This window comes from Methyloradius palustris (assembly GCF_019703875.1).
Classification (GTDB): domain Bacteria; phylum Pseudomonadota; class Gammaproteobacteria; order Burkholderiales; family Methylophilaceae; genus Methyloradius; species Methyloradius palustris.
In genome coordinates, this window is record NZ_AP024110.1 from 2,561,777 (window position 1) to 2,581,514 (window position 19,738).

The following is a 19,738-nucleotide window of genomic DNA, read 5'->3' on the forward strand; positions in this document are numbered from 1 at the left end:
GAGTTCTTGCTTAAACCAAGCCGACAATCGTCAAGGCCACGTCAATCAGCTTGATACCGACGAATGGCACAATGATGCCGCCCAAGCCATATATCAGCAGGTTGCGGCGCAACAGCGTGGCTGCACCAACTGCGCGGTATGGAATACCTTTGAGCGCGAGCGGAATCAGGAACATGATGATCAACGCATTGAAAATAACCGCCGACAGAATGGCCGAATTGGGGCTGGTCAAATGCATCACGTTCAGCGTGTTCAAAGCTGGATAAGTTGTCGCAAACGCAGCAGGAATAATGGCGAAATACTTGGCAATATCGTTAGCGATACTGAAGGTAGTGAGCGAGCCACGTGTCATCAGCATCTGCTTGCCGATTTCTACAATCTCAATCAGCTTGGTCGGGTTGGAGTCCAGATCGACCATATTGCCAGCCTCTTTGGCAGCCTGCGTACCAGTATTCATGGCCACCGCCACATCGGCCTGCGCCAGTGCTGGCGCATCGTTAGTACCGTCACCTGTCATGGCCACCAGCTTGCCTTGGGCTTGATGTTCACGAATCAGCGCTAACTTGGCCTCTGGTGTTGCTTCAGCGAGAAAATCATCAACTCCTGCTTCAGCCGCGATTGAAGCGGCAGTCAGGCGATTATCGCCCGTAATCATGATGGTCTTAATGCCCATGGCACGTAGCTCGGCAAATCGCTCTTTGATGCCACCTTTAACAATATCTTTGAGCTCGACCACGCCTACCACTTTAGCCCCATCCGCCACCACTAATGGCGTACTACCGCGGCGTGAGATGTCATCCACCTTTACCGTAATTTCATCGGCAAAAATACCGCCTAACGATTCCACATATTGGCGAATAGCACTGGCTGCGCCTTTACGAATGTTTCGTTCACCAATGGTCACTCCACTCATGCGGGTTTGTGCCGAGAACGGCACGAAAGTCGCGCCCAAGGTCAGCATATTGCGCTCACGCAAATTGAAGCGATTTTTTGCCAGAACGACAATACTGCGGCCTTCAGGCGTTTCATCCGCGAGTGAAGCAAGTTGCGCAACATCGGCCAATTCATTCTCTGAGATGCCAGCAGCAGGGACAAAGGCCGAAGCCTGGCGATTACCCAAGGTAATCGTGCCTGTTTTATCGAGAAGCAATACATCCACATCACCTGCAGCCTCAACCGCGCGACCTGAAGTAGCGATGACATTGGCTTGCATCATACGGCTCATGCCAGCCACACCAATCGCTGAAAGCAAACCAGCAATGGTGGTAGGAATCAAGCAGACCAGCAGCGAAATAAGCACAGTAATCGTTGCTGGCTGCCCTGCACCTGCCACGTCAACGCTGAATATCGAGAACGGTAGCAGCGTGACAGTGGCTAATAAAAATACGATAGTGAGTGCCACTAGAAGGATAGTCAGCGCGATTTCATTGGGTGTTTTTTGGCGTTTTGCGCCTTCCACCATTGCAATCATGCGATCCAGAAAAGCCTCACCTGGGTTCACGGTGACACGTACCACTATCCAGTCTGATAAGACCTGGGTACCACCTGTTACCGCGCTGAAATCTCCACCTGATTCGCGAATCACAGGGGCTGATTCCCCCGTGATTGCGGATTCATTGACCGAGGCGATACCGTCAATCACTTCGCCATCGGCAGGGATGGTATCGCCTGCCTCTACCAGAATGATGTCACCTTTACGCAGACTTAAACTATCTGTCAGGCTCACTTTTGAATCACGTTTTGCAGTCGCCAGTTTTTTCGCGACGACATTCTTTTTAGATTGGCGCAACGAAGCCGCTTGCGCCTTGCTACGGCCTTCTGCCAAAGCCTCGGCAAAATTGGCGAACAATACCGTGAACCACAGCCAGATACTGACCAGCAGAATGAACCCTGCTGGCGCCTCACCTTTGCCAAATAAAGCCTGCAGGAAAAGCACAGTGGTCAGTATGCTGCCGAGATACACGACAAACATTACCGGGTTGCGCCACTGCGTTTGCGGACTCAGTTTTTTAAATGAATCCACAATCGCTGGCTTGATCAGCTTTGGATCAAACATGGTCATTTTTTCTTCAATACTTACTGCTCTGGTCATCATTAAATCCTTTGAAATTGTTTCAATATGCCTGGTGCTATTCACGTGTTAGTGAGCGCCAACCATCATCAACTGCTCGACCACTGGGCCAAGGGCAAGGGCAGGCACGTAGGTCAATGCACCGACCAGAATCACCACGCCAATCAGCAAGCTCACGAATAGCGGGCCGTGCGTAGGCAAAGTGCCGAGGCCAGGCTGGATGCGCTTTTTAGCGGCCAGCGCACCTGCGATTGCCAGCACTGGGATGATGATGCCGAAGCGGCCAAACCACATGGCAACTGCCAACAGATAGTTATAGAAAGGCGTATTGGCAGAAAGGCCCGCGAATGCGCTGCCGTTATTATTAGAAGCAGAAGAAACCGCATACAGAATTTCACTAAAACCATGCGCACCAGGGTTGGCAATACCTGCTTTACCAGGGTCAACCATCACCGCGATGGCGGTGCCTACCAGCACCAGCACAGGTGTTACCAATATGATGATGGATGACATCTTCATCTCGAATATCTCGATCTTTTTACCCAGGTACTCAGGCGTACGGCCTATCATCAAACCTGCCACAAACACGGCCAGAATGGCGTAGATGAGCATGGTATAAAGGCCAGAGCCAACACCACCAAACACGACTTCACCCAACTGAATCAGCCACATTGGCACAAGGCCGCCAATCGGGGTCAGCGAGTCATGCATGCCATTGACAGCGCCACAAGAAGCAGCGGTGGTAATCGTGGCAAACAGCGAAGACGCAACGATACCAAAACGCGTTTCCTTGCCCTCCATATTACCGCCTGCTTGCGTTAACGAGCTGGATTGGTCAATACCAACCGCAGTAAATGCGGGGTTGCCCGCCTGTTCAGAAACCACCAGCACACCAGCCATCACAACAAAGATAAGGCCCATGGCAGCAAATACCGCCCAACCCTGACGTTTATCGCCCACCATCAAACCGAAGGCATAACAGAGCCCAGCAGGAATCAGGAAAATCGCCACCATCTGCAAGAAATTGGTAAATGGTGTTGGGTTCTCGTAAGGATGCGCCGAGTTGGCATTAAAGAAGCCGCCACCATTGGTACCCAGCATTTTGATAGATTCTTGCGAAGCCACTGGACCCATGGCGAGTGTCTGTGTTTTGGTAGTCAAGTTATCAAGCACAGGATTACCGCTCGCGTCTTTTAACGGGTTACCCGCATCATCCAGCTTGGGTACTTGATAGGCAGTCGTTTCAAGCGTTGAAACATCCTGATAAGCGCTAAAGTTCTGGATAACACCCTGGCTCATGAATACAGCAGCCAGCACCAAAGATAGTGGCAGCAGAATGTATAAAGTAGAGCGTGTGAGGTCTACCCAAAAGTTGCCGATAGTCTTCACCGAATGACGCGCGAAACCGCGAATCAAAGCGATGACAACGACAATACCTGTCGCGGCAGAGAGAAAGTTTTGCACGGTGAGGCCAACCATTTGCGTGAAATAGCTCATGGTTGTTTCACCCGCATAGCCCTGCCAGTTGGTATTGGTGATAAAGCTGACGGCAGTATCGAATGAAGAATCGACACTCACTGCGGGAAACTGCTGCGGATTGAGAGGCAATGATAATTGCAGGCGTTGCAACAAAAACAGCACCAGAATACCCAGCGTATTGAATACCAGAAGGGCAATCGTGTAGCGCTTCCAGCCCATTTCGGCGCTGGCATCAACGCCACCTATCTTGTAGAGCAGTCGCTCTACTGGGCTGAAAATCTTGCTTAGTAAGGGTGTGTTGCCTTCCATCACGCGCGCGATGAAAATGCCCATGGGTTTGGTCAGTAGCAGTATGGTGACGAAATATAAGCCGTACTGAATGATAGTGTTGGCGTTCATTAAAAATTCTCCGGCTTGATCAAGGCGTACAACAGGTAAATCAGCAGCAGTACACTGACGATGCCACTTAAAATAGTAATAAAGCTCATTTCTTTCCCCCAAGGTAAATACAGGCCACGGCCACTAGATAAATAGCCACGAAATAACCAACCACCAATAACGAATCTGGAATTGCACTCATCATGTCTCCATCCGATTACTAAGCAAGACGCAATAACGAGTGCACAGCTTACGTAGATCAAAATAAAGAATTCGTAATGACTTACAGTAAATGTGTAAAAATTCCGTAAAGATGCAATGGGCGCTACGCCTGAAAACTACGTGAGGTAACCAATTTGAATAGCTGTGAGTTATGCAGAACACCAGGCGGCGAACTGTTATGGCAAGACAGTTTTTGCCGTGTAGTGCGGATTGAGGATGCTGATTACCCGGGCTTTTGCCGCGTGATACTCAACCAGCATATAAAGGAAATGAGTGATCTATCAATCAAAGATAGAGAACGGCTGATGGCCACAGTGTTTGCGGTAGAACAGGTATTACGTGATGTTCTTCAGCCGGAAAAGATCAATTTGGCCAGCTTGGGGAATATGACACCACATCTGCATTGGCATGTGATTCCACGTTATAAAGAAGACAGGAATTTCCCTAACCCAATCTGGGGTGACAGGATACGGGAATCTTTACCACAGCAACTAGATACAGCTACGGCAGCAAAACTCAAGGCAGAGATACAACGAATATTAGGTTAAAGGCTGGCTAGACCATCAGCCGTTCGACTGGCTTTCCGTTAACCAGATGGGATTCGATAATCTCATCAATATCGTCATTATCCACAAACTGATACCAGATGGTTTCTGGATACACCACCATCACGGGGCCTAGTTCGCAACGATCTAGGCAACCTGCGCGGTTTATACGTACTTCATGATTTTTATTGAGCTTTAAGGCTTTAACGCGCGATTTCATGTGATCGAAAGCAGCCTCGGCACCTAGATTGGCGCAACATGACTCACCTTTATCGCGCTGATTCAAACAGAAAAATACATGGTGTTGAAAATAACTCATGAGAGCATCCTTAAGTTCGTGCTATTACGCCATTCACTACTGCTCAGTCGCCAAGCTGTCTTGCTTGGTAAATGTCCAGGTACGGGTAATGCCGAGAATATCGGTATCTTTGCGTATATCGTCAGGGAAGGCAGCATAAGGCGCTGCCATGGTGACAATATTTTTGGCAGCATCATCAAGTACCTTAGAACCCGAGCTCTGGTCGATGGAAATACTCTCGATACTGCCATCCGATTTAATCGAGACCGTCATACGCAACTGACCATATAATTTCTGGGTCTTGGCGGCTTCTGGATAATTCAGGTTACCTATTTTCTCCACTTTCTGCCGCCAGGCTTCCACATAGGTGGCAAACCGATACTCCTGCGTACGTGCCCCTATATATTTACGCTTGGGGCGCTTCTGGTATTCGTCCTGCTCTTTGGCAATCTGCGCCTCGAAACGCGCAATATCCAGGCTACTCGCCATCAAGTCTGCGGCATCCAGTTTTTTAGCCGTATTATCCTGCTGGCCTTTTTGTGTTTGTGCAGCAGCGGCTTTTTGTGTGGGGTTGGTTTCTACTTTGTTTTTGGCATTGATCTGTGTCATCAATTCTTGAGCCTGTTTTTCCAGTTCAGCCACGCGTTGCTGGGTGAGTTCGGCCTGGTTAGCAGTATCTGCCAGTTTCTTTGCTGCTTGCTTGGCTTCAGTGGCGGGCTTGATCGAGGTATCCAGCTGCTGGTCTTTTGGAGGTGGCAAGGCTGATTTTAGGTGCCGGTTGTCGTCCGTATTACCACCACGATTCAAGTTAGCCTGCGCCAGTAGATCTGCTTTTGTTGGCTTGCTCTTGGTCTTGGCATTCACCAGCACAATATCGAGCGCCGGCATTTTGTCCTGAAAAAACTTGGGCGAAGGTAACTCAAATTTGAGTGACACAATCAGGCCAGCATGCAGCAAAAACGAAACCAGCAACATGATACCCAGTGGGCCCATGTACTGGGTATAGCGCTTCAGCTTCAAGCTCCATTTGGTCAAGGCGATGCGAGGGTTCAAGTCGCCAGCCTTTCCAGCAATTTGGCATGAATGCCGCCGAAACCGCCATTACTCATCACCAAGATGTGATCGCCAGTTTGGGCTTGTTGCGCAATGGCCTCAATCAATGCTGACAGATCATTGAACACGGCTGATTTATGCTTAATAGGTTCAAGCGCAGCAGCGGCATCCCAACCCAGATGTTCGCCGTAGCAAAATACCAAGTCAGCATCACTCAAGCTGGCTGGCAATGCGTCTTTCATCACGCCTAGTTTCATGGTGTTAGAGCGAGGCTCAAGTACCGCGAGTATGCGTGACTTGCCTACTTTATGGCGCAAGCCTGCCACCGTAGTAGTGATTGCCGTTGGGTGATGCGCAAAATCGTCATACACCGTAATGCCATTCACCACACCACGTATTTCCATACGGCGTTTTACGTTCTGGAATTCAGCCAGCGCGGCAATCCCCACTTCAATGGAAACGCCTACATGTCGTGCCGCAGCTAACGCTGCGAGGGCGTTCATACGATTATGTTCGCCAAGTATCCCCCATGCTACGCGGCCTTGTGCTTGCCCATTCAAGAGCACGTCAAACCCACCTTCCGCATCTAGGCTATCAGCTTGCCAACCATCATCACCGCCAAAGAACTCCACAGGCGTCCAGCAGCCTTTATCAATCACGCGCTTCAAACTTGTCTCTTTGCCATTAGCAACCACCAAGCCCTGGTTTGGAACGGTTCTTACCAAATGATGAAACTGGGTTTCTATCGCAGCGAGATCAGCGAAAATATCTGCGTGGTCAAATTCAAGATTATTCAACACTGCGGTACGCGGATGATAGTGGACGAACTTGGAGCGTTTATCAAAAAACGCCGTATCGTATTCATCAGCTTCAATCACAAAAAATGGCGATTCGCCCGTAGGCTCTTGCTTCGGTGCACCAGGCAAACGCGCTGAAATCCCAAAGTTCTGTGGCACACCGCCAATGAGGAAACCAGGGGCAAGGCCTGCATATTCCAATATCCACGCCAGCATAGAACTGGTTGTAGTTTTGCCATGTGTACCCGCAACTGCGAGTACCCACTTACCTTGCAACACATGCTCCGCAAGCCACTGCGGACCTGAGATATATGGCAAGCCGAGGTTGAGAATGTGCTCCATGAGCGGATTGCCGCGCGAAACTACATTGCCGATGACATAGATGTCTGGATTCAGCGATACTTGTTCAGGGTCAAACCCCTGCATGAGTGAAATGCCCTGCGCCTCAAGCTGCGTGCTCATTGGCGGATACACATTAGCGTCACAACCAGTGACGTGATAACCCGCCTGCTTGGCCAGCACTGCCAGCCCGCCCATGAATGTTCCGCAAATGCCGAGGATGTGGATGGACGGCGATTTTTTATTAGTCATGCTTATTCATTAAGCCAATTTAGATTGAATTCAGACAAGCCCATCATGCAATGGATGTGCCAGCGCCGAGGTGTCGGCCAACTCGTGGAATACTACATTGATACGCGTTCCCTTGCCATGCTCTGGCACCTCTACTTTGATCTCCGCCTTATGAATTTGCGCGATTTCCATCACAATCGCCAAACCCAATCCACTGCCTTCTTGCTTAGTACCGATAATTCGATAAAAACGCTCAAAAACGCGCTCATATTCAGTGACTGGGATGCCCGGGCCATTGTCTTCCACACTTAAAGTTACCCTATCTGCACCAGCCATGACTTTGACCGTGACTTTGCTACCCGCGCCGCTATAACGTATCGCGTTATCCAGCAAATTATGTAACATCTCTCGCAGGCGTTTGGGCTCTCCATCTATCCACGCTTCATCCACATCGCTCTCAAAACCCAAGTCTATATTTTGCTGATACGCAGAAGGCACGCTATCAATTGTCACTTCTTGTGCCAGATGTTTTAGATCAACCTCGACCAAGTCAAGCTCACGCACTACTTCAGGCTGGCTGCGCGCAAGCATCAATAACTGGCTCACCAGATGTGAAAGTTGGTGCACACTATTAGTCACCCGCGTTAAGCCCTGCTTGATCTCAGCAGGATCTGTTTCATTTTGAATCAGTTCAATCTGCGCTTGCATACCCGCCAATGGCGTACGTAACTGATGTGCGGCATCGGCCACAAAACGGTTTTGTGATTCCAATACATTACTGAGTTTTAATAAAAGAAAATTGACGGAATCCAGTAGCACCTGCACCTCGGTAGGTACGCTCGATAGTTGCACAGGGCTCAAATCACGCGGCATACGTTGCGATAATGCATGCTGCAATTCTGACAATGGCAATAAGCCACGCGCAGTGCCAAACCAGATTAATAAAGTTGCAGTCAAGAGCAAAAACAACTGCGGTACGACGATTGCAATCAAGATATTGTTCGAAAGCTGGTTTCGTTTGTTCAAAGTCTCGGCGACTTGGATAAATACCTGCTGTGGCTTGCCATGAACAATGATGGTCGTAAAAAACACAGCGACACGCGCTGGCTCATTCGCGACTGGCATATTCACAAAATATGGGGATTTATCATCTTCAGTTTTGGCAGGCAGTGCCAGTTTTAGCACATGGTCACCGCCAATAATCTCACCTTTGAGATTAATAATGCTGTAGTACATTTTGTCATCTTGCGCCGTGAGCATAGCCTCGCGCAGATCATCATTCAGCTCAAGCGAACCTTGGGTGTTAGCGGGTGAACTCACTAATTGTGAAATATCATAGGCAGTATCTGAAAGCTCGTGATCGAACTCTGTGCGCTGAAAGTGCATACCGACGCGAAATAAAATGCTGGAATCAATGGTGATGAGTGCCAGCATAGGTAGCAAAAGCCAGAGCAAAATCTTTTTGCGTAGCGACTGACCTATCCATTTATGCCTTAACATTGCATCGCTTTTTGCATCATTTTTCCCATTACTTAGGGGCTTCCTGCTTGCTCAGCATGTATCCCAAGCCACGCACAGTGCGGATATTGATACCGCTAGGCTCCAGTTTTTTGCGCAATCGATGCACATAGACTTCTATCGCATTATTACCAACATCTTCGTTCCAATTGCACAGGCTTTCCATCAGACTTTCTTTGCTGACCACACGGCCAGCACGCATCATCAGTGTTTCAAGCACACTCAGCTCGCGCGGCGAGAGTGACATGGCCTCATCATTCACCGTAATCAAACGATCTTTCATCTCCATGCGCAATGCACCATGCTCAATATAAGAATTGGTCACTGTGTTACTACGCCGAATCTGCGCACGTAAACGTGCTTCAAGTTCTGGCAGGCTGAAAGGTTTTGCCAGGTAATCATCCGCACCCAGATCCAGACCTTTGACCCGATCTTCAAGCGCATCAAGCGCTGTCAGGATAATCACTGGCGTGCTGATTTTGCGTGCACGCATACGGCGTAATACTTCAAAACCGTTCATTATAGGCAGGCCAATATCCAGCACGACCACCTCATAAATCTGGCCATGCAAAGCCAGATCGCCATCATGACCATTTTTCGCCCAATCCACCGCATAGCCAGCTTTCACCAGTGAGCGATGGATCGCGTTGCCTAGCGTGGCATCATCTTCAACTAGCAGGATTCTCATAAACTTTATTAAACATGCCCAAAAATGGCTAATGACTACTTTGTAAGGGAACAGTAAGTGATTGAGCTTACATTACGCTTTCAATATTTTGTACTACTGTTTGATTTCATGAAATCTCCACATCGTCATACCAGCCTAGTTTTGACTATCAAGCAGCCATCAAGGAACACTCATCATGGCTAAGAATAAGCCTAATCGTTTTATATTCGCTCATTCATACTGGGACATCATCCCTGTATTTTTTGGTATCGCCCATCTCGCCTACTTGCTCATGATGTTCGTACTGTTTGACCATCTGCCCTGGTGGGCGAATGTGTTACTGGGATTGGTATATGCCGTAAGCATTTCATGGAATATCAATGGCATTTCACACAATTTCATCCATAACGCCTATTTCAAGTCTGAAATACTGAATCGCCTGTTCAGCTTGATGGAATCAGTCACCATGGTCTTTTCACAGACCTTTTACGACAATGTGCACCGCCGCCATCATATCGGCAATAGTGACCTGCCAGATGCAGAAGGCAAGACGCGTGACCCACTTTCAATTTATCTGCACGGCAAGTATGGCCAACCAGAAAATGTCTGGGCTTACACGTTCAAAAGCTATTTCCGCGATGATCCAAGCGAGATATTTCACGATATCAAACGACGCAGTAGTTTTCTCGCGTGGTTTGGGGTGTTTGAAATTGCAGTTTCCATATTGGTAGTCATTATCGGCTTCGCGCTGAACTGGAAATTCATGCTGTTCATGGTGCCGTTCTACTATCTAGGCAACAGCTTTTCTTCACTTAATGGCTATTATGAGCACTACAAGGGCAACCCCAATCTCCCAATTGCCTGGGGTGTCAGTAGCTACAGTTGGTTATATAACTTCATCTGGTTCAATAACGGCTATCACGCGGAGCATCATTACCGCCCAAGCCAGCATTGGACACAAATGAAAACACTGCACAAACAACTTGCTGAAAAGCAAAAAGAAGCTGGTGTGCATGTCATCAAATGGTCGCATAACCTGGGCTTTTTACAGGATTTTAAGTAAGCCTTAAAGCGTAAGACTGCTGTAAGTAAGCCAGCATAGAATGCTTATCATATTGAATAAAAGATAGAACAAAACATGCTTTTTATCATTGATTTTGATGGCACGCTCTCAGTACGAGATACCGTAGATGCCATGCTGGAGAAGTTTGCTGATCCTAGCTGGGAAGAGATCGAAAAAACCTGGCTGGATGGCAAAATCACCGCCATCGAATGCATGACCCAGCAAGTGCGCATGGTGAAAGCCGACCATATTGCAGTAGAAAGTTTTTTCCGCAGCATACAGTTGGACGCAAGCTTCTTACCGTTTTATCAGCACATCATCCAATTTGCCAAAGTCGCCATCGTAAGCGATGGGCTTGATCACGCAATCAAAGTGGCTACCCGCCACGCGGCATTTCCTGAAATACCAATTTACGCAAACCATCTGAGCTTTGTGCCCAATGGCTTGGATATTACCTTCCCCTTACGCAATATGGATTGCAAGGCTGGTAATGGTGTTTGTAAATGCAAGATCGCTGATGATTTGGCGCTTGAAAGCGGTGGCCCGATTGTGCTGATAGGCGACGGTAAATCAGATGCCTGTCTTTCTGGTTATGCCGATATCGTGTTTGCTAAAGGCTCACTGATCAAGCACTGCGAGAAGAACGACACACCACATCATAAATTTGAAAGCTTTGCCGATGTCTTTGCCGAGGTTAAAAAATGGCAAGCAGGCGCAATTCCTCAACAGTTTGCCCAAAAATCTGCACACAAAACCAATCAATCTGCATAAGTCATACAGCGCCATATCATACAGCCCATATTTAACTGCAACCTCAATAGATAAACCTGAAAGACATCATGGAACAGAAGATCATCGAGATTCTTGAAAAGAACGATAAATATTGCTCACACGGCGACACCGTCAATTACGCAGACCCTCCGAAGGTATTTGAGTCATGCGAAGGCAGCTTTTTGTACGATGAAAACCAGACACCATATCTGGATTGGCAAATGTGGTATTCAGCTGTCAATTTCGGGTACAAAAACAAGCGCCTAAACGACAAACTGAAAGAGCAGATCGACATCATGCCGCAACTGGCTAGTCAGTATTTGCACAAAGAAAAAGTAGAGCTTGCAGAGATCATCTGCAAATATGTAGAAGACAAATATGGCGTTAAAGGCCGCGTACATTTCAACGTTGGTGGTGCGCAAGCAGTTGAAGATTCAATCAAGGTTGTACGTAACCATACGGGTAAAACCCACCAGTTCGCGTTCATGGGCGGCTATCATGGCCGCACCTTAGGTGCATCTGCGATTACTTCCAGCTATCGCTATCGCCGCCGTTTCGGTAACTTTGCCGACCGTGCCCACTTCGTACCCTATCCTTACTGCTTCCGTTGCCCTTACAGCATGAAAGTGGAAACTTGCGATACCTATTGCCATAAAGAATTTGAAAAGCTTTTTGAAACTGAATATCAATCGTTTTGGGATGAAAAATCTGGTCAGTGCGAATTTGGTGCCTTCTATATTGAGCCCATGCAAGGCACTGGCGGCTACATCATTCCTCCAGAAGGCTACATGGCGAAACTGGCCGAAAGCCTGAAAAAACGCAATGTCTTGTTGGTAGCCGATGAAATCCAGATGGGTGTTTACCGTACTGGCAAGCTCTGGTCATGGGAAAACTTCGGTATCGTTCCTGATATATTCGTGTTCGGTAAAGCTATCACCAATGGCTTGAATCCACTCTCTGGTATCTGGGCGCGTGAAGAACTGATTTCACCTGAGAAATTCCCGCCTGGATCAACCCATTCAACCTTTGCTTCTAATCCTCTGGGCACTTCTGTTGCACTCGAAGTGTTGCGCATGACGGAAGAAAAGGACTTTGAGCCGGAAGTACGTGCTCGTGGTGCGTATTTCCTCAATCGCATCCAGGAACTGAAATCACGCTGGAAAGTAATCGGCGATGTCAGCGGTCTTGGCTTGGCACTGCGTATCGAGCTGTGTACCAATGACAGCTTTACACCAAGCCGTGCACTGGCAGATCGTATGTTCAACGAAGGTTTGAAAGGCGATTTGCTGGTCGGTGATAAGAAATATGGCTTGGTACTGGATATTGGTGGTTACTCCAAAAATGTCATCACGCTAGCCCCATCATTATTGATTAGCGAAGAAGAAATTGATCTTGGCATCCACCTGTTTGAAATGCTGCTTCGCCGTTGTGGTGCAGAATAATGACGTTTAGTAATAGTAGGCTGCCAGACTAACCTAGGATGCAGGATATTTTTATCTACGATTTTGATTCAAGCGTTTCTACACAACCAGACTTGATGGCGCAGTATCAAACGCGCATCAAGCTGATTGACCTCAAACGTCATCGATTTGCAGCGAGGTTGTGGACCAGCCGCATGAAATTCAACAGCTTGCGAAAAAAGATCGCGACTTATGGTCGCCCCTTTTTTGCGCTGCTGGGCTCTGGTGACTTCCACCATTTTTCACTAGCTTTGATCGAGCAACATGAAAAGCCGCTCACCGTTGTGCTGTTCGACAATCATCCAGATTGGATGCGGCCACCCCATCGCTACCACTGTGGCACTTGGGTTTATTCGCTGGCACGCCTGCCACAGGTGGCTCGCGTTGTGATTGTTGGCCTGCAGAGTGGTGATGTAGAAGGCAAAAATTTCTTGGGTGGTGATGTTGAAAGCTATCAAAACGGCAAAATAGTATTGTTGCCATTTAGCCGAGTAGCAGCGCAAATCAGCACTCAAACAGAGGCAAATATAGTATCACTGGTAAGTCAGCTAGAAACTAATATCGCCGATGGCATCCGTGAGATCATGGATGCCATTCCTACAGATGATGTGTATATCAGCGTCGATAAAGACTGCATGCACCCAGACGATGCGTGTACCAATTGGGAACAAGGCACTATGCCACTGGCAACCGTACTAAAATGTATTGCCGCCATTCGCACCAAATATAAAGTTGTCGGTGCAGATACCGTAGGTGACTACTCACCACCTGCGTTTCGCTCTCCATTTAAATATATCAGTTCGTGGCTAGATAGACGTGGGGATGCCAAATCACTACAGCCGTCCAGCGCCATGCTGCAGCGCAATCAGATTGCCAACCTAAAACTTATTCAGGCTTTTGATGGAATCGCTTAAACCCTTATTGCTACTGTCTATTGCCCTACTGCTCGATACATTAGGTACAGTGCTATTCAAGCACGGCAGCAATATGTCAGTGCAAACCACACAGACTGGCTGGCGCGGCCATGTTGAGAGCATTATCGGCACGCTAAAACGCAAAGAAATCAGCCTGGGTGTCGTGGTATATATCATCGAATACATCGTCTGGATTGGCTTTTTATCCACTACTGCGGTCAGCATTGCCTACCCATTATCGAGCATTAACATTATTTTAATTTTGATTGCATCCTCACTATTTCTTGGCGAAAAAGTTGGCAAGCGCCGCTGGTATGGCGCCTTGATGATTATTGTGGGTGTATTTCTGGTAGGTGGTACTGCATGAACACAATGACAGATTTGCAGCAACTTGAAGCGGTTCTGACCCCCTTGAAAATTGATGATGTGGTCGGGGCTAACGGCTTTGTCATGCGTTCAGGCAAAAATGATGCGCATAGCAAAGTAGGCATATTGCTGGTACATGGGCTAACAGGCACGCCTTCCGAAATGAAACATTTTGGCAAAGTCATTGCACGTCGCGGTGTCACTGTTGCGTGCCATGAACTGGCCGGCCATTGCGCCTCGATTGATGATCTCAAAGCAACCACATGGCGCGACTGGTATAAGTCTGTAGAGATCGCATTCGAAGCGCTCAGCAATGAATGTGAACAAGTGTATGTTGGTGGCCTTTCAATGGGCGCACTACTTTCAATGTTGCTGGCAGCCGAGAAAGGCAAGCGCGTGAACGGCACTTTTCTGCTCTCGGCAACCTTCTTTTACGATGGCTGGAATATGCCTAAATTCAAACAGAAATTCCTGTTGCCGCTGGTGCTTTATTCTCCATTGAAATACTTTATGGAGTGGGAAGAAACTTCTCCCTATGGCATCAAAGACGAGCGTACACGAGCACTGGTAGCGGCGATTCTGGACAATAAAGATGCAAAAACAGCCGACAAAATCGGCTATTTCAAAACACCCGCTACAGTCATTCTTGAGAGCGTGAGACTGATGAGTGCGGCTAAACGCTGCATGAAGGACATATTGTCACCTACGCTGATTGTGCATTCGACTGAAGATGATATGGCCAGTCTGAAAAACGCTTACTTCATTCAGGAAAATATTGCAGCCGAAATCGTTGAAACCTATTTCGTGGATGATACCTACCACGTAGTCACACTGGATAAGCGCAAAGACGACATCGCCAAGCGCGTGGCCAAATTTTGCCTAGAACTATCATCGCTACCCGATACAGTAGGCGCTAGAAAGCCAGCAACTTCCGCTTTATAGTAGCGACTGAAGCAATACATTAAAATTTCTTGAGAAAATTATGACCGATACTTTAAAAATTATTTCACAACTCATCGCCGACAAGCTTGAAGTCGATGTAGAAACCATCAAGCCTGAAAGCAATCTGACTGAGCTTGGCATGGATTCACTCGATACCTTCGACATTATTTTCAGTGCTGAAGATACGTTCAATATCAAAGTACCTAACGACAAAGTTGATATTGCTACTGTGCAAGATGTAGCTAACCTAGCTGACGCTTTGATCAGCGAGCAACACCCTAAATAGCATTTATAAAGCCCCCCCATGAAAAGACGCGTTGTTATTACTGGTTTAGGGATTGTTTCGCCGTTGGGCAATACGCCAGAGCTGTTTTACGATAATTTAATCGCTGGTAAATCTGGTATTCGTAGAATGACCTCAGAGTTTGTCGAGAAACTGGATACCAAGATTGCAGCGTATGCTGACTTCAATCCGCAAGATCACTTTACCCGCCACCAGTATTCAGCACTGGATCGTGTCAGCCAGTTTTCTCTGTATGCCGCACAGCAGGCCATTGCAGATGCCAAGCTGGACATGGAAAACATAGACAGAACCCGCACTGGCGTTTATCTGGGCACAGGCATGGGCGGCGCCAATTCCATAGAAGAAGGTTATGTTCGCCTCTATCGCGATGGTGCGGAACGCCTAAAACCATTCACTGTGTTGATGGCCATGAACAACGCTGCCTGCTCACAAATCGGGCTTGAGTACAAACTCAGTGGCCCTAACCTGACATTCTCTACCGCCTGCTCTTCTTCTGCCGTTGCAATCGGCGAAGCGATGCGCCAGATCAGGCATGGTTACACCGATGTCATGCTTGCTGGTGGCAGCGAAGCCTTACTCACATTTGGCACCATCAAAGCATGGGAAGCACTGCGCACACTGGCCAAAGAAGATGCCAATGACCCAGGTGCCTCATGCAAGCCATTTGCGGCAGACCGCACAGGCTTGGTATTGGGTGAAGGTGCTGCCGTGCTGATTCTTGAAGACTACGAATACGCAAAAGCCCGTGGGGCAAATATCTATGCTGAAATCTCAGGTTATGGCACTGCCAATGATGGCGTCCATATTACCTCTCCTACACCAGAAGGCCAGGCAGTGGCTATTCGCGCCGCCCTGAAGGATGCAGAATTAAACCCGAAAGACATTGGTTATATCAATGCGCATGGCACGGCGACTACGATGAATGACATTAGTGAAACTGCTGCCATTCGGCAGGTATTTGGCGAGTTTGCCAATCAAACGCCTGTCAGTTCTACCAAATCAATGCATGGCCACTTAATGGGTGCGGCGGCGGCCGTAGAGATTGTGGCGACCACTTTGGCGCTTCAACACCAGATACTGCCGCCCACCATTAACCTGCATCAGCCAGATGAAAAATGTGACCTCGATTACATCCCGAATGTCGCTAGAAAGAATGTTTCAGTGATCCATGCCATGTCCAACTCCTTTGCCTTTGGCGGCACAGGGGCTGTACTAATTTTGAGCAAGGAATCACACTGATGCAAATTGCTATTCCTTCAACCAATGACGCTGTGGCTGAGCTCACTGCTTTGTACTCCACTGAACGCACCTTTACCGCCGCTAAATATGAAGAAGCAGTTTGGGATCGCTTATTGCCTGGTGATGCTGAAAGCTACCGTTACCACTTGGCCTTTGAAATGGCAAAAGTTGAAGGCTTTAAAACAGGCTATGTAGCAGTCAAGCGCAGTGGCGTGATTGTTTGCTTGGTACCTTATTTTTTCACCGATTACAGCCTAGACAGCACGGTTCAAGGCCCTCTAAAACGTGGTTCAACCTGGTTAAAGAACCGTGCTCCAGGTTTGTTTAATAAATTATTCAAGCTCAAATTATTGTGCGTAGGTTCTGCAGTCACCGATAGCGCTAAACTCGGCATGGCTAAAGACTACACATTTGATCCTGAAATCATTATCGCGTTGAACTCAGAGCTGGATTTGGTTGCAGAGCGTGAAGGCGCCAGCATTATTGCTTTCAAGGATGTACTTGAATCTGACGCTACTTTACTGGAACCGCCACTAAAACAGGCAGGTTTCAGCAAAATTGAAAATATGCCTGTTGCCCACAACCTGATTGCGTTTAAGAACTTTGATGAATATCTGGGCACATTAAGCTACTCCACACGCAAAGATTTCCGCCGTAAATTACGCGTAAAAAGCCAGATCACCATAGAAGAATACAACGGCACACCGCCCGATCTGGAAGAAATCTACCAGCTTTACCTCAACTGCTATGAACGCAGCGAACTGAAGTTTGAGAAATTGACGCTGGAATTTTTTGAGTCTATCGCCGCCCTCATGCCATTTAACTGCCGCTATGTACTGTATCGTGCGCAGGGAAAATTGATTGGCTTCAATCTGCTATTACATCGTGATGGCGTATTATTAGATAAATATATCGGCCTAGATTACGAACTCTGCCGCCAGTACAACCTGTACTTTTTGAGCTGGGCGCACAATATCGAAATGTGCATTCGAGATGGCTTTCATACTTATCAAAGCGGGCAAGCCGCTTATGAAACCAAGATTAGGCTTGGCTCCAAGTTAGAACAAACCTATATTTTCTTCCGCCACCGTAACCAGCTCATTAACCCTGCGCTCAAGTTAATTGCTAATACACTGGCTTACGCTAATTTTGATGATGCTATTAAAAAGCAACAAGCTCAGCCAGAGTAAATCCTGACAATTAATACAATGCAAAATAAAGCACTCGCCACCTTCACCAAAAAATCTGCGATTCCATGGGATATTCTCGCGCTGTTTTTCATACTGCTTGCTTGCGATACAGCAGCGCAACTTTTTTTCAAACTGGGTGCATCACACACTGGTGAATTCCCTATCGACAGCCTGAGCAACATTCTGGCTTATATCCAGGCATTGGGGACTAGCCCAATGATATTGGCTGGCATAGTCACCCTTGCAATCGCTTTTTTTTGCTGGCTGGCCATCATCGCCAAAATAGATTTATCTAAAGCACATACCATCACCAGTATTGCCTTTGGCACAGTGCCGCTTTGTTCGGTCTGGTTGTTGGGCGAACACTTTACCGCCCTGCAATCGCTCGGCGTGATTCTGATTATGCTGGGGGCTTATATTGCCTCTGAACATAATGCTTAGTTAGGTATTCATTTCAAGAAAAATAACATGAGACTATGCTTAAATTAAACAGACATCTTTAGTCTAAATGTAATGAGTGATAAGCTCTATATTCATTATACGGTGTATGATTTTCTTAGTAGATGCGCCCAACATTTAATAATCTTGAATAATAGGAAGTAGGCAATGAGCACTGCATCCACAGTCACCGAAGTCTCTGGCAAATCCGAAATTTTTCTTGGTCGCCAACCCATTCTGGCACTAGACAAAAATACCGTTGCTTACGAGTTATTGTTCCGCTCTGAAGATAGCCTGCTTGAAGCAGATGTCACAGACGACCTGCTTTCAACATCGACCGTTATCGTTAACATGCTCAGCCAGTTTGGTCTGGATAACGTACTCGGCAGCTGTGATGCCTTTATTAATGTATCTGCCAGTTTGTTGATGAGTGAAACCATCGAGCTACTGCCACCAGAACGGATCATTTTCGAGATTCTGGAAGATGTACCTATAAGCTCTCAGCTCGTAGAACGTTGTATAGAACTGAAAGGGCGTGGATTCAGGTTGGCAATTGATGACTTCGTCTATCGTGCAGAATATGACGCGATTTTGCCGTTAATTGATTACCTGAAAGTAGATCTGGAAATCACATCTATAGAATCACTGCCTAAAGTGATTGCTGAAATCAGGAAACATTCCAATGCGATTCTGCTTGCTGAAAAAGTAGAGCTAGAAACCCAATATCTCGCCTGTAAAGATTTAGGGTTTACCTTGTTTCAAGGTTATTTCTTCGCGCATCCAGTCGTAATCACCGGCAAGAAGCCGCAGCCTAACCAGATCAGCCTGATGCGTATTATGGGCATGTTGATTGGCGATGCGAATGTCAGCGAACTTGAAGTACCGTTCAAGGAAAGTCCAACGCTCACTATCAGCTTGTTACGCTTAGTCAATTCAGTGGCAGTAAGCGGCGGTCGACGCCAGGAAATTAGCACGCTACGCCAAGCGATTGTGATACTCGGGCAGAAACAGCTACTGCGCTGGGTGCAATTACTGCTTTATGTATCGCCTGAAGGCAATATTGCCAACAGCCTCATGCAGCAGGTATCTAACCGTGCGCGTTTGATGGAGCTGATTGCCAACCAGCTTGATAACTACAAGGCAACGGGAGACCAAGCTTTTATGGTCGGCATGCTTTCACTGGTACATGCGGTACTTAAAACCCCACAAGAAGAAGTGCTGGCACAAATTGCCATTCCTGAAACATTAAAATTGGCCATCACTAAACGTGAAGGCCTGTTAGGTCAGTTGCTGAACCTCACGGAAATGATAGAGAAATATGAGTTCGAAGCAGCTGGGGCTGCTATTCATGAGCTAGGGATGAGTGTGAGTGATTTCACCAGCATTCAACTGCAAGCCATGCAATGGGCCAATGAGCTAAACAAACAAGCGAACGACTAAATAATTGATGGCT

General features: G+C 47.4%; 20 protein-coding genes. 12 read left to right on the plus strand and 8 right to left on the minus strand.

Features of this window, described 5'->3' with window-relative positions; all coding sequences use genetic code 11:
- Window positions 1-10 precede the first annotated feature (10 nt).
- From kdpB to kdpF, 3 genes are read right to left on the minus strand one after another with little or no spacing between them, the layout of a single operon-like run.
- Window positions 11-2,095: a potassium-transporting ATPase subunit KdpB gene (gene kdpB, locus ZMTM_RS12385; protein ID WP_225907037.1), complete on the minus strand. Its 2,085-nt coding sequence runs from the start codon at window positions 2,093-2,095 to the stop codon at window positions 11-13.
- 45 nt (window positions 2,096-2,140) lie between these two features.
- Window positions 2,141-3,949 carry a potassium-transporting ATPase subunit KdpA gene (gene kdpA, locus ZMTM_RS12390; RefSeq protein ID WP_221764138.1) on the minus strand — a complete coding sequence of 603 codons (1,809 nt, stop codon included), beginning with the start codon at window positions 3,947-3,949 and terminating at the stop codon, window positions 2,141-2,143.
- Entirely contained in the window at window positions 3,949-4,038 is a 90-nt protein-coding gene (gene kdpF / locus ZMTM_RS12395; RefSeq protein WP_221764139.1) for a K(+)-transporting ATPase subunit F, read from the minus strand. The genes kdpA and kdpF overlap by 1 nt, the downstream gene beginning before the upstream one ends.
- Window positions 4,039-4,284: 246 nt before the next feature.
- Here kdpF and ZMTM_RS12400 point away from each other — a divergent pair, with 246 nt between their 5' ends.
- On the plus strand, window positions 4,285-4,698 hold the full coding sequence (locus ZMTM_RS12400) for an HIT family protein (RefSeq protein ID WP_221764140.1): 414 nt from the start codon (window positions 4,285-4,287) through the stop codon (window positions 4,696-4,698).
- Window positions 4,699-4,705: 7 nt separating this feature from the next.
- Here the strand turns inward: ZMTM_RS12400 and ZMTM_RS12405 are convergent, their stop codons facing one another.
- Genes ZMTM_RS12405 through ZMTM_RS12425 form a run of 5 tightly spaced genes read right to left on the minus strand, consistent with a single transcriptional unit; the run spans window position 4,706 to window position 9,619 of the window.
- Window positions 4,706-5,014 (minus strand): (2Fe-2S) ferredoxin domain-containing protein, encoded by a 309-nt coding sequence (locus ZMTM_RS12405; protein ID WP_221764141.1) that lies wholly within the window; start codon window positions 5,012-5,014, stop codon window positions 4,706-4,708.
- Window positions 5,015-5,050: 36 nt separating this feature from the next.
- Window positions 5,051-6,046: an energy transducer TonB gene (locus tag ZMTM_RS12410; protein ID WP_318840501.1), complete on the minus strand. Its 996-nt coding sequence runs from the start codon at window positions 6,044-6,046 to the stop codon at window positions 5,051-5,053.
- A complete protein-coding gene (gene mpl / locus ZMTM_RS12415; RefSeq protein ID WP_221764142.1) occupies window positions 6,043-7,434 on the minus strand; it encodes a UDP-N-acetylmuramate:L-alanyl-gamma-D-glutamyl-meso-diaminopimelate ligase in 1,392 nt (463 codons plus the stop codon). Before mpl ends, ZMTM_RS12410 begins: the two co-directional genes overlap by 4 nt.
- A 30-nt stretch (window positions 7,435-7,464) precedes the next feature.
- A complete protein-coding gene (locus ZMTM_RS12420) occupies window positions 7,465-8,913 on the minus strand; it encodes a sensor histidine kinase (protein ID WP_221764143.1) in 1,449 nt (482 codons plus the stop codon).
- 28 nt (window positions 8,914-8,941) lie between these two features.
- Window positions 8,942-9,619 carry a response regulator gene (locus ZMTM_RS12425; protein WP_221764144.1) on the minus strand — a complete coding sequence of 226 codons (678 nt, stop codon included), beginning with the start codon at window positions 9,617-9,619 and terminating at the stop codon, window positions 8,942-8,944.
- Window positions 9,620-9,794: 175 nt separating this feature from the next.
- On the opposite strand from ZMTM_RS12425, the gene ZMTM_RS12430 reads away from it, so the two are divergent.
- The 11 genes from ZMTM_RS12430 (at window position 9,795) to ZMTM_RS12480 (ending at window position 19,725) form a co-directional block, all read left to right on the plus strand.
- Window positions 9,795-10,661 (plus strand): fatty acid desaturase family protein, encoded by an 867-nt coding sequence (locus ZMTM_RS12430; protein ID WP_221764145.1) that lies wholly within the window; start codon window positions 9,795-9,797, stop codon window positions 10,659-10,661.
- A gap of 75 nt (window positions 10,662-10,736) precedes the next feature.
- Window positions 10,737-11,432: an MtnX-like HAD-IB family phosphatase gene (locus tag ZMTM_RS12435; RefSeq protein WP_221764146.1), complete on the plus strand. Its 696-nt coding sequence runs from the start codon at window positions 10,737-10,739 to the stop codon at window positions 11,430-11,432.
- Between the two features lie 68 nt (window positions 11,433-11,500).
- Complete coding sequence (locus ZMTM_RS12440) at window positions 11,501-12,874, plus strand: aspartate aminotransferase family protein (protein WP_221764147.1); 1,374 nt, start codon at window positions 11,501-11,503, stop codon at window positions 12,872-12,874.
- A 38-nt stretch (window positions 12,875-12,912) separates the two neighbouring features.
- The gene (locus tag ZMTM_RS12445) at window positions 12,913-13,806 is read left to right on the plus strand and encodes an arginase family protein (RefSeq protein WP_221764148.1); all 894 of its coding nucleotides are present in this window, start codon (window positions 12,913-12,915) and stop codon (window positions 13,804-13,806) included.
- A complete protein-coding gene (locus ZMTM_RS12450) occupies window positions 13,793-14,173 on the plus strand; it encodes an EamA family transporter (protein WP_221764149.1) in 381 nt (126 codons plus the stop codon). Before ZMTM_RS12445 ends, ZMTM_RS12450 begins: the two co-directional genes overlap by 14 nt.
- Window positions 14,170-15,114, plus strand: coding sequence for an alpha/beta hydrolase (locus ZMTM_RS12455; RefSeq protein WP_225907038.1), 945 nt, complete (start codon window positions 14,170-14,172; stop codon window positions 15,112-15,114). Before ZMTM_RS12450 ends, ZMTM_RS12455 begins: the two co-directional genes overlap by 4 nt.
- A gap of 40 nt (window positions 15,115-15,154) precedes the next feature.
- Complete coding sequence (locus tag ZMTM_RS12460; RefSeq protein ID WP_221764150.1) at window positions 15,155-15,400, plus strand: acyl carrier protein; 246 nt, start codon at window positions 15,155-15,157, stop codon at window positions 15,398-15,400.
- An 18-nt stretch (window positions 15,401-15,418) separates the two neighbouring features.
- Window positions 15,419-16,657, plus strand: a complete 1,239-nt coding sequence (locus ZMTM_RS12465) for a beta-ketoacyl-[acyl-carrier-protein] synthase family protein (RefSeq protein ID WP_221764151.1) — start codon at window positions 15,419-15,421, stop codon at window positions 16,655-16,657.
- Window positions 16,657-17,847 (plus strand): GNAT family N-acetyltransferase, encoded by a 1,191-nt coding sequence (locus ZMTM_RS12470; protein WP_221764152.1) that lies wholly within the window; start codon window positions 16,657-16,659, stop codon window positions 17,845-17,847. The genes ZMTM_RS12465 and ZMTM_RS12470 overlap by 1 nt, the downstream gene beginning before the upstream one ends.
- Before the next feature lie 18 nt (window positions 17,848-17,865).
- On the plus strand, window positions 17,866-18,288 hold the full coding sequence (locus ZMTM_RS12475; protein ID WP_221764153.1) for an EamA family transporter: 423 nt from the start codon (window positions 17,866-17,868) through the stop codon (window positions 18,286-18,288).
- Window positions 18,289-18,453: 165 nt separating this feature from the next.
- On the plus strand, window positions 18,454-19,725 hold the full coding sequence (locus ZMTM_RS12480; RefSeq protein WP_221764154.1) for an EAL and HDOD domain-containing protein: 1,272 nt from the start codon (window positions 18,454-18,456) through the stop codon (window positions 19,723-19,725).
- Window positions 19,726-19,738 lie beyond the last annotated feature (13 nt).

Excerpts from the sequence above, each read along its gene's own strand:
- kdpB (WP_225907037.1), bottom strand. The coding sequence starts at position 2,095 with ATGATGACCAGAGCAGTAAGTATTGAAGAAAAAATGACCATGTTTGAT.
- kdpA (WP_221764138.1), bottom strand. The coding sequence starts at position 3,949 with ATGAACGCCAACACTATCATTCAGTACGGCTTATATTTCGTCACCATA.
- kdpF (WP_221764139.1), bottom strand. The coding sequence starts at position 4,038 with ATGAGCTTTATTACTATTTTAAGTGGCATCGTCAGTGTACTGCTGCTG.
- ZMTM_RS12405 (WP_221764141.1), bottom strand. The coding sequence starts at position 5,014 with ATGAGTTATTTTCAACACCATGTATTTTTCTGTTTGAATCAGCGCGAT.
- mpl (WP_221764142.1), bottom strand. The coding sequence starts at position 7,434 with ATGACTAATAAAAAATCGCCGTCCATCCACATCCTCGGCATTTGCGGA.
- ZMTM_RS12420 (WP_221764143.1), bottom strand. The coding sequence starts at position 8,913 with ATGTTAAGGCATAAATGGATAGGTCAGTCGCTACGCAAAAAGATTTTG.
- ZMTM_RS12425 (WP_221764144.1), bottom strand. The coding sequence starts at position 9,619 with ATGAGAATCCTGCTAGTTGAAGATGATGCCACGCTAGGCAACGCGATC.
- ZMTM_RS12430 (WP_221764145.1), top strand. The coding sequence starts at position 9,795 with ATGGCTAAGAATAAGCCTAATCGTTTTATATTCGCTCATTCATACTGG.
- ZMTM_RS12435 (WP_221764146.1), top strand. The coding sequence starts at position 10,737 with ATGCTTTTTATCATTGATTTTGATGGCACGCTCTCAGTACGAGATACC.
- ZMTM_RS12440 (WP_221764147.1), top strand. The coding sequence starts at position 11,501 with ATGGAACAGAAGATCATCGAGATTCTTGAAAAGAACGATAAATATTGC.
- ZMTM_RS12445 (WP_221764148.1), top strand. The coding sequence starts at position 12,913 with ATGCAGGATATTTTTATCTACGATTTTGATTCAAGCGTTTCTACACAA.
- ZMTM_RS12450 (WP_221764149.1), top strand. The coding sequence starts at position 13,793 with ATGGAATCGCTTAAACCCTTATTGCTACTGTCTATTGCCCTACTGCTC.
- ZMTM_RS12455 (WP_225907038.1), top strand. The coding sequence starts at position 14,170 with ATGAACACAATGACAGATTTGCAGCAACTTGAAGCGGTTCTGACCCCC.
- ZMTM_RS12460 (WP_221764150.1), top strand. The coding sequence starts at position 15,155 with ATGACCGATACTTTAAAAATTATTTCACAACTCATCGCCGACAAGCTT.
- ZMTM_RS12465 (WP_221764151.1), top strand. The coding sequence starts at position 15,419 with ATGAAAAGACGCGTTGTTATTACTGGTTTAGGGATTGTTTCGCCGTTG.
- ZMTM_RS12470 (WP_221764152.1), top strand. The coding sequence starts at position 16,657 with ATGCAAATTGCTATTCCTTCAACCAATGACGCTGTGGCTGAGCTCACT.
- ZMTM_RS12475 (WP_221764153.1), top strand. The coding sequence starts at position 17,866 with ATGCAAAATAAAGCACTCGCCACCTTCACCAAAAAATCTGCGATTCCA.
- ZMTM_RS12480 (WP_221764154.1), top strand. The coding sequence starts at position 18,454 with ATGAGCACTGCATCCACAGTCACCGAAGTCTCTGGCAAATCCGAAATT.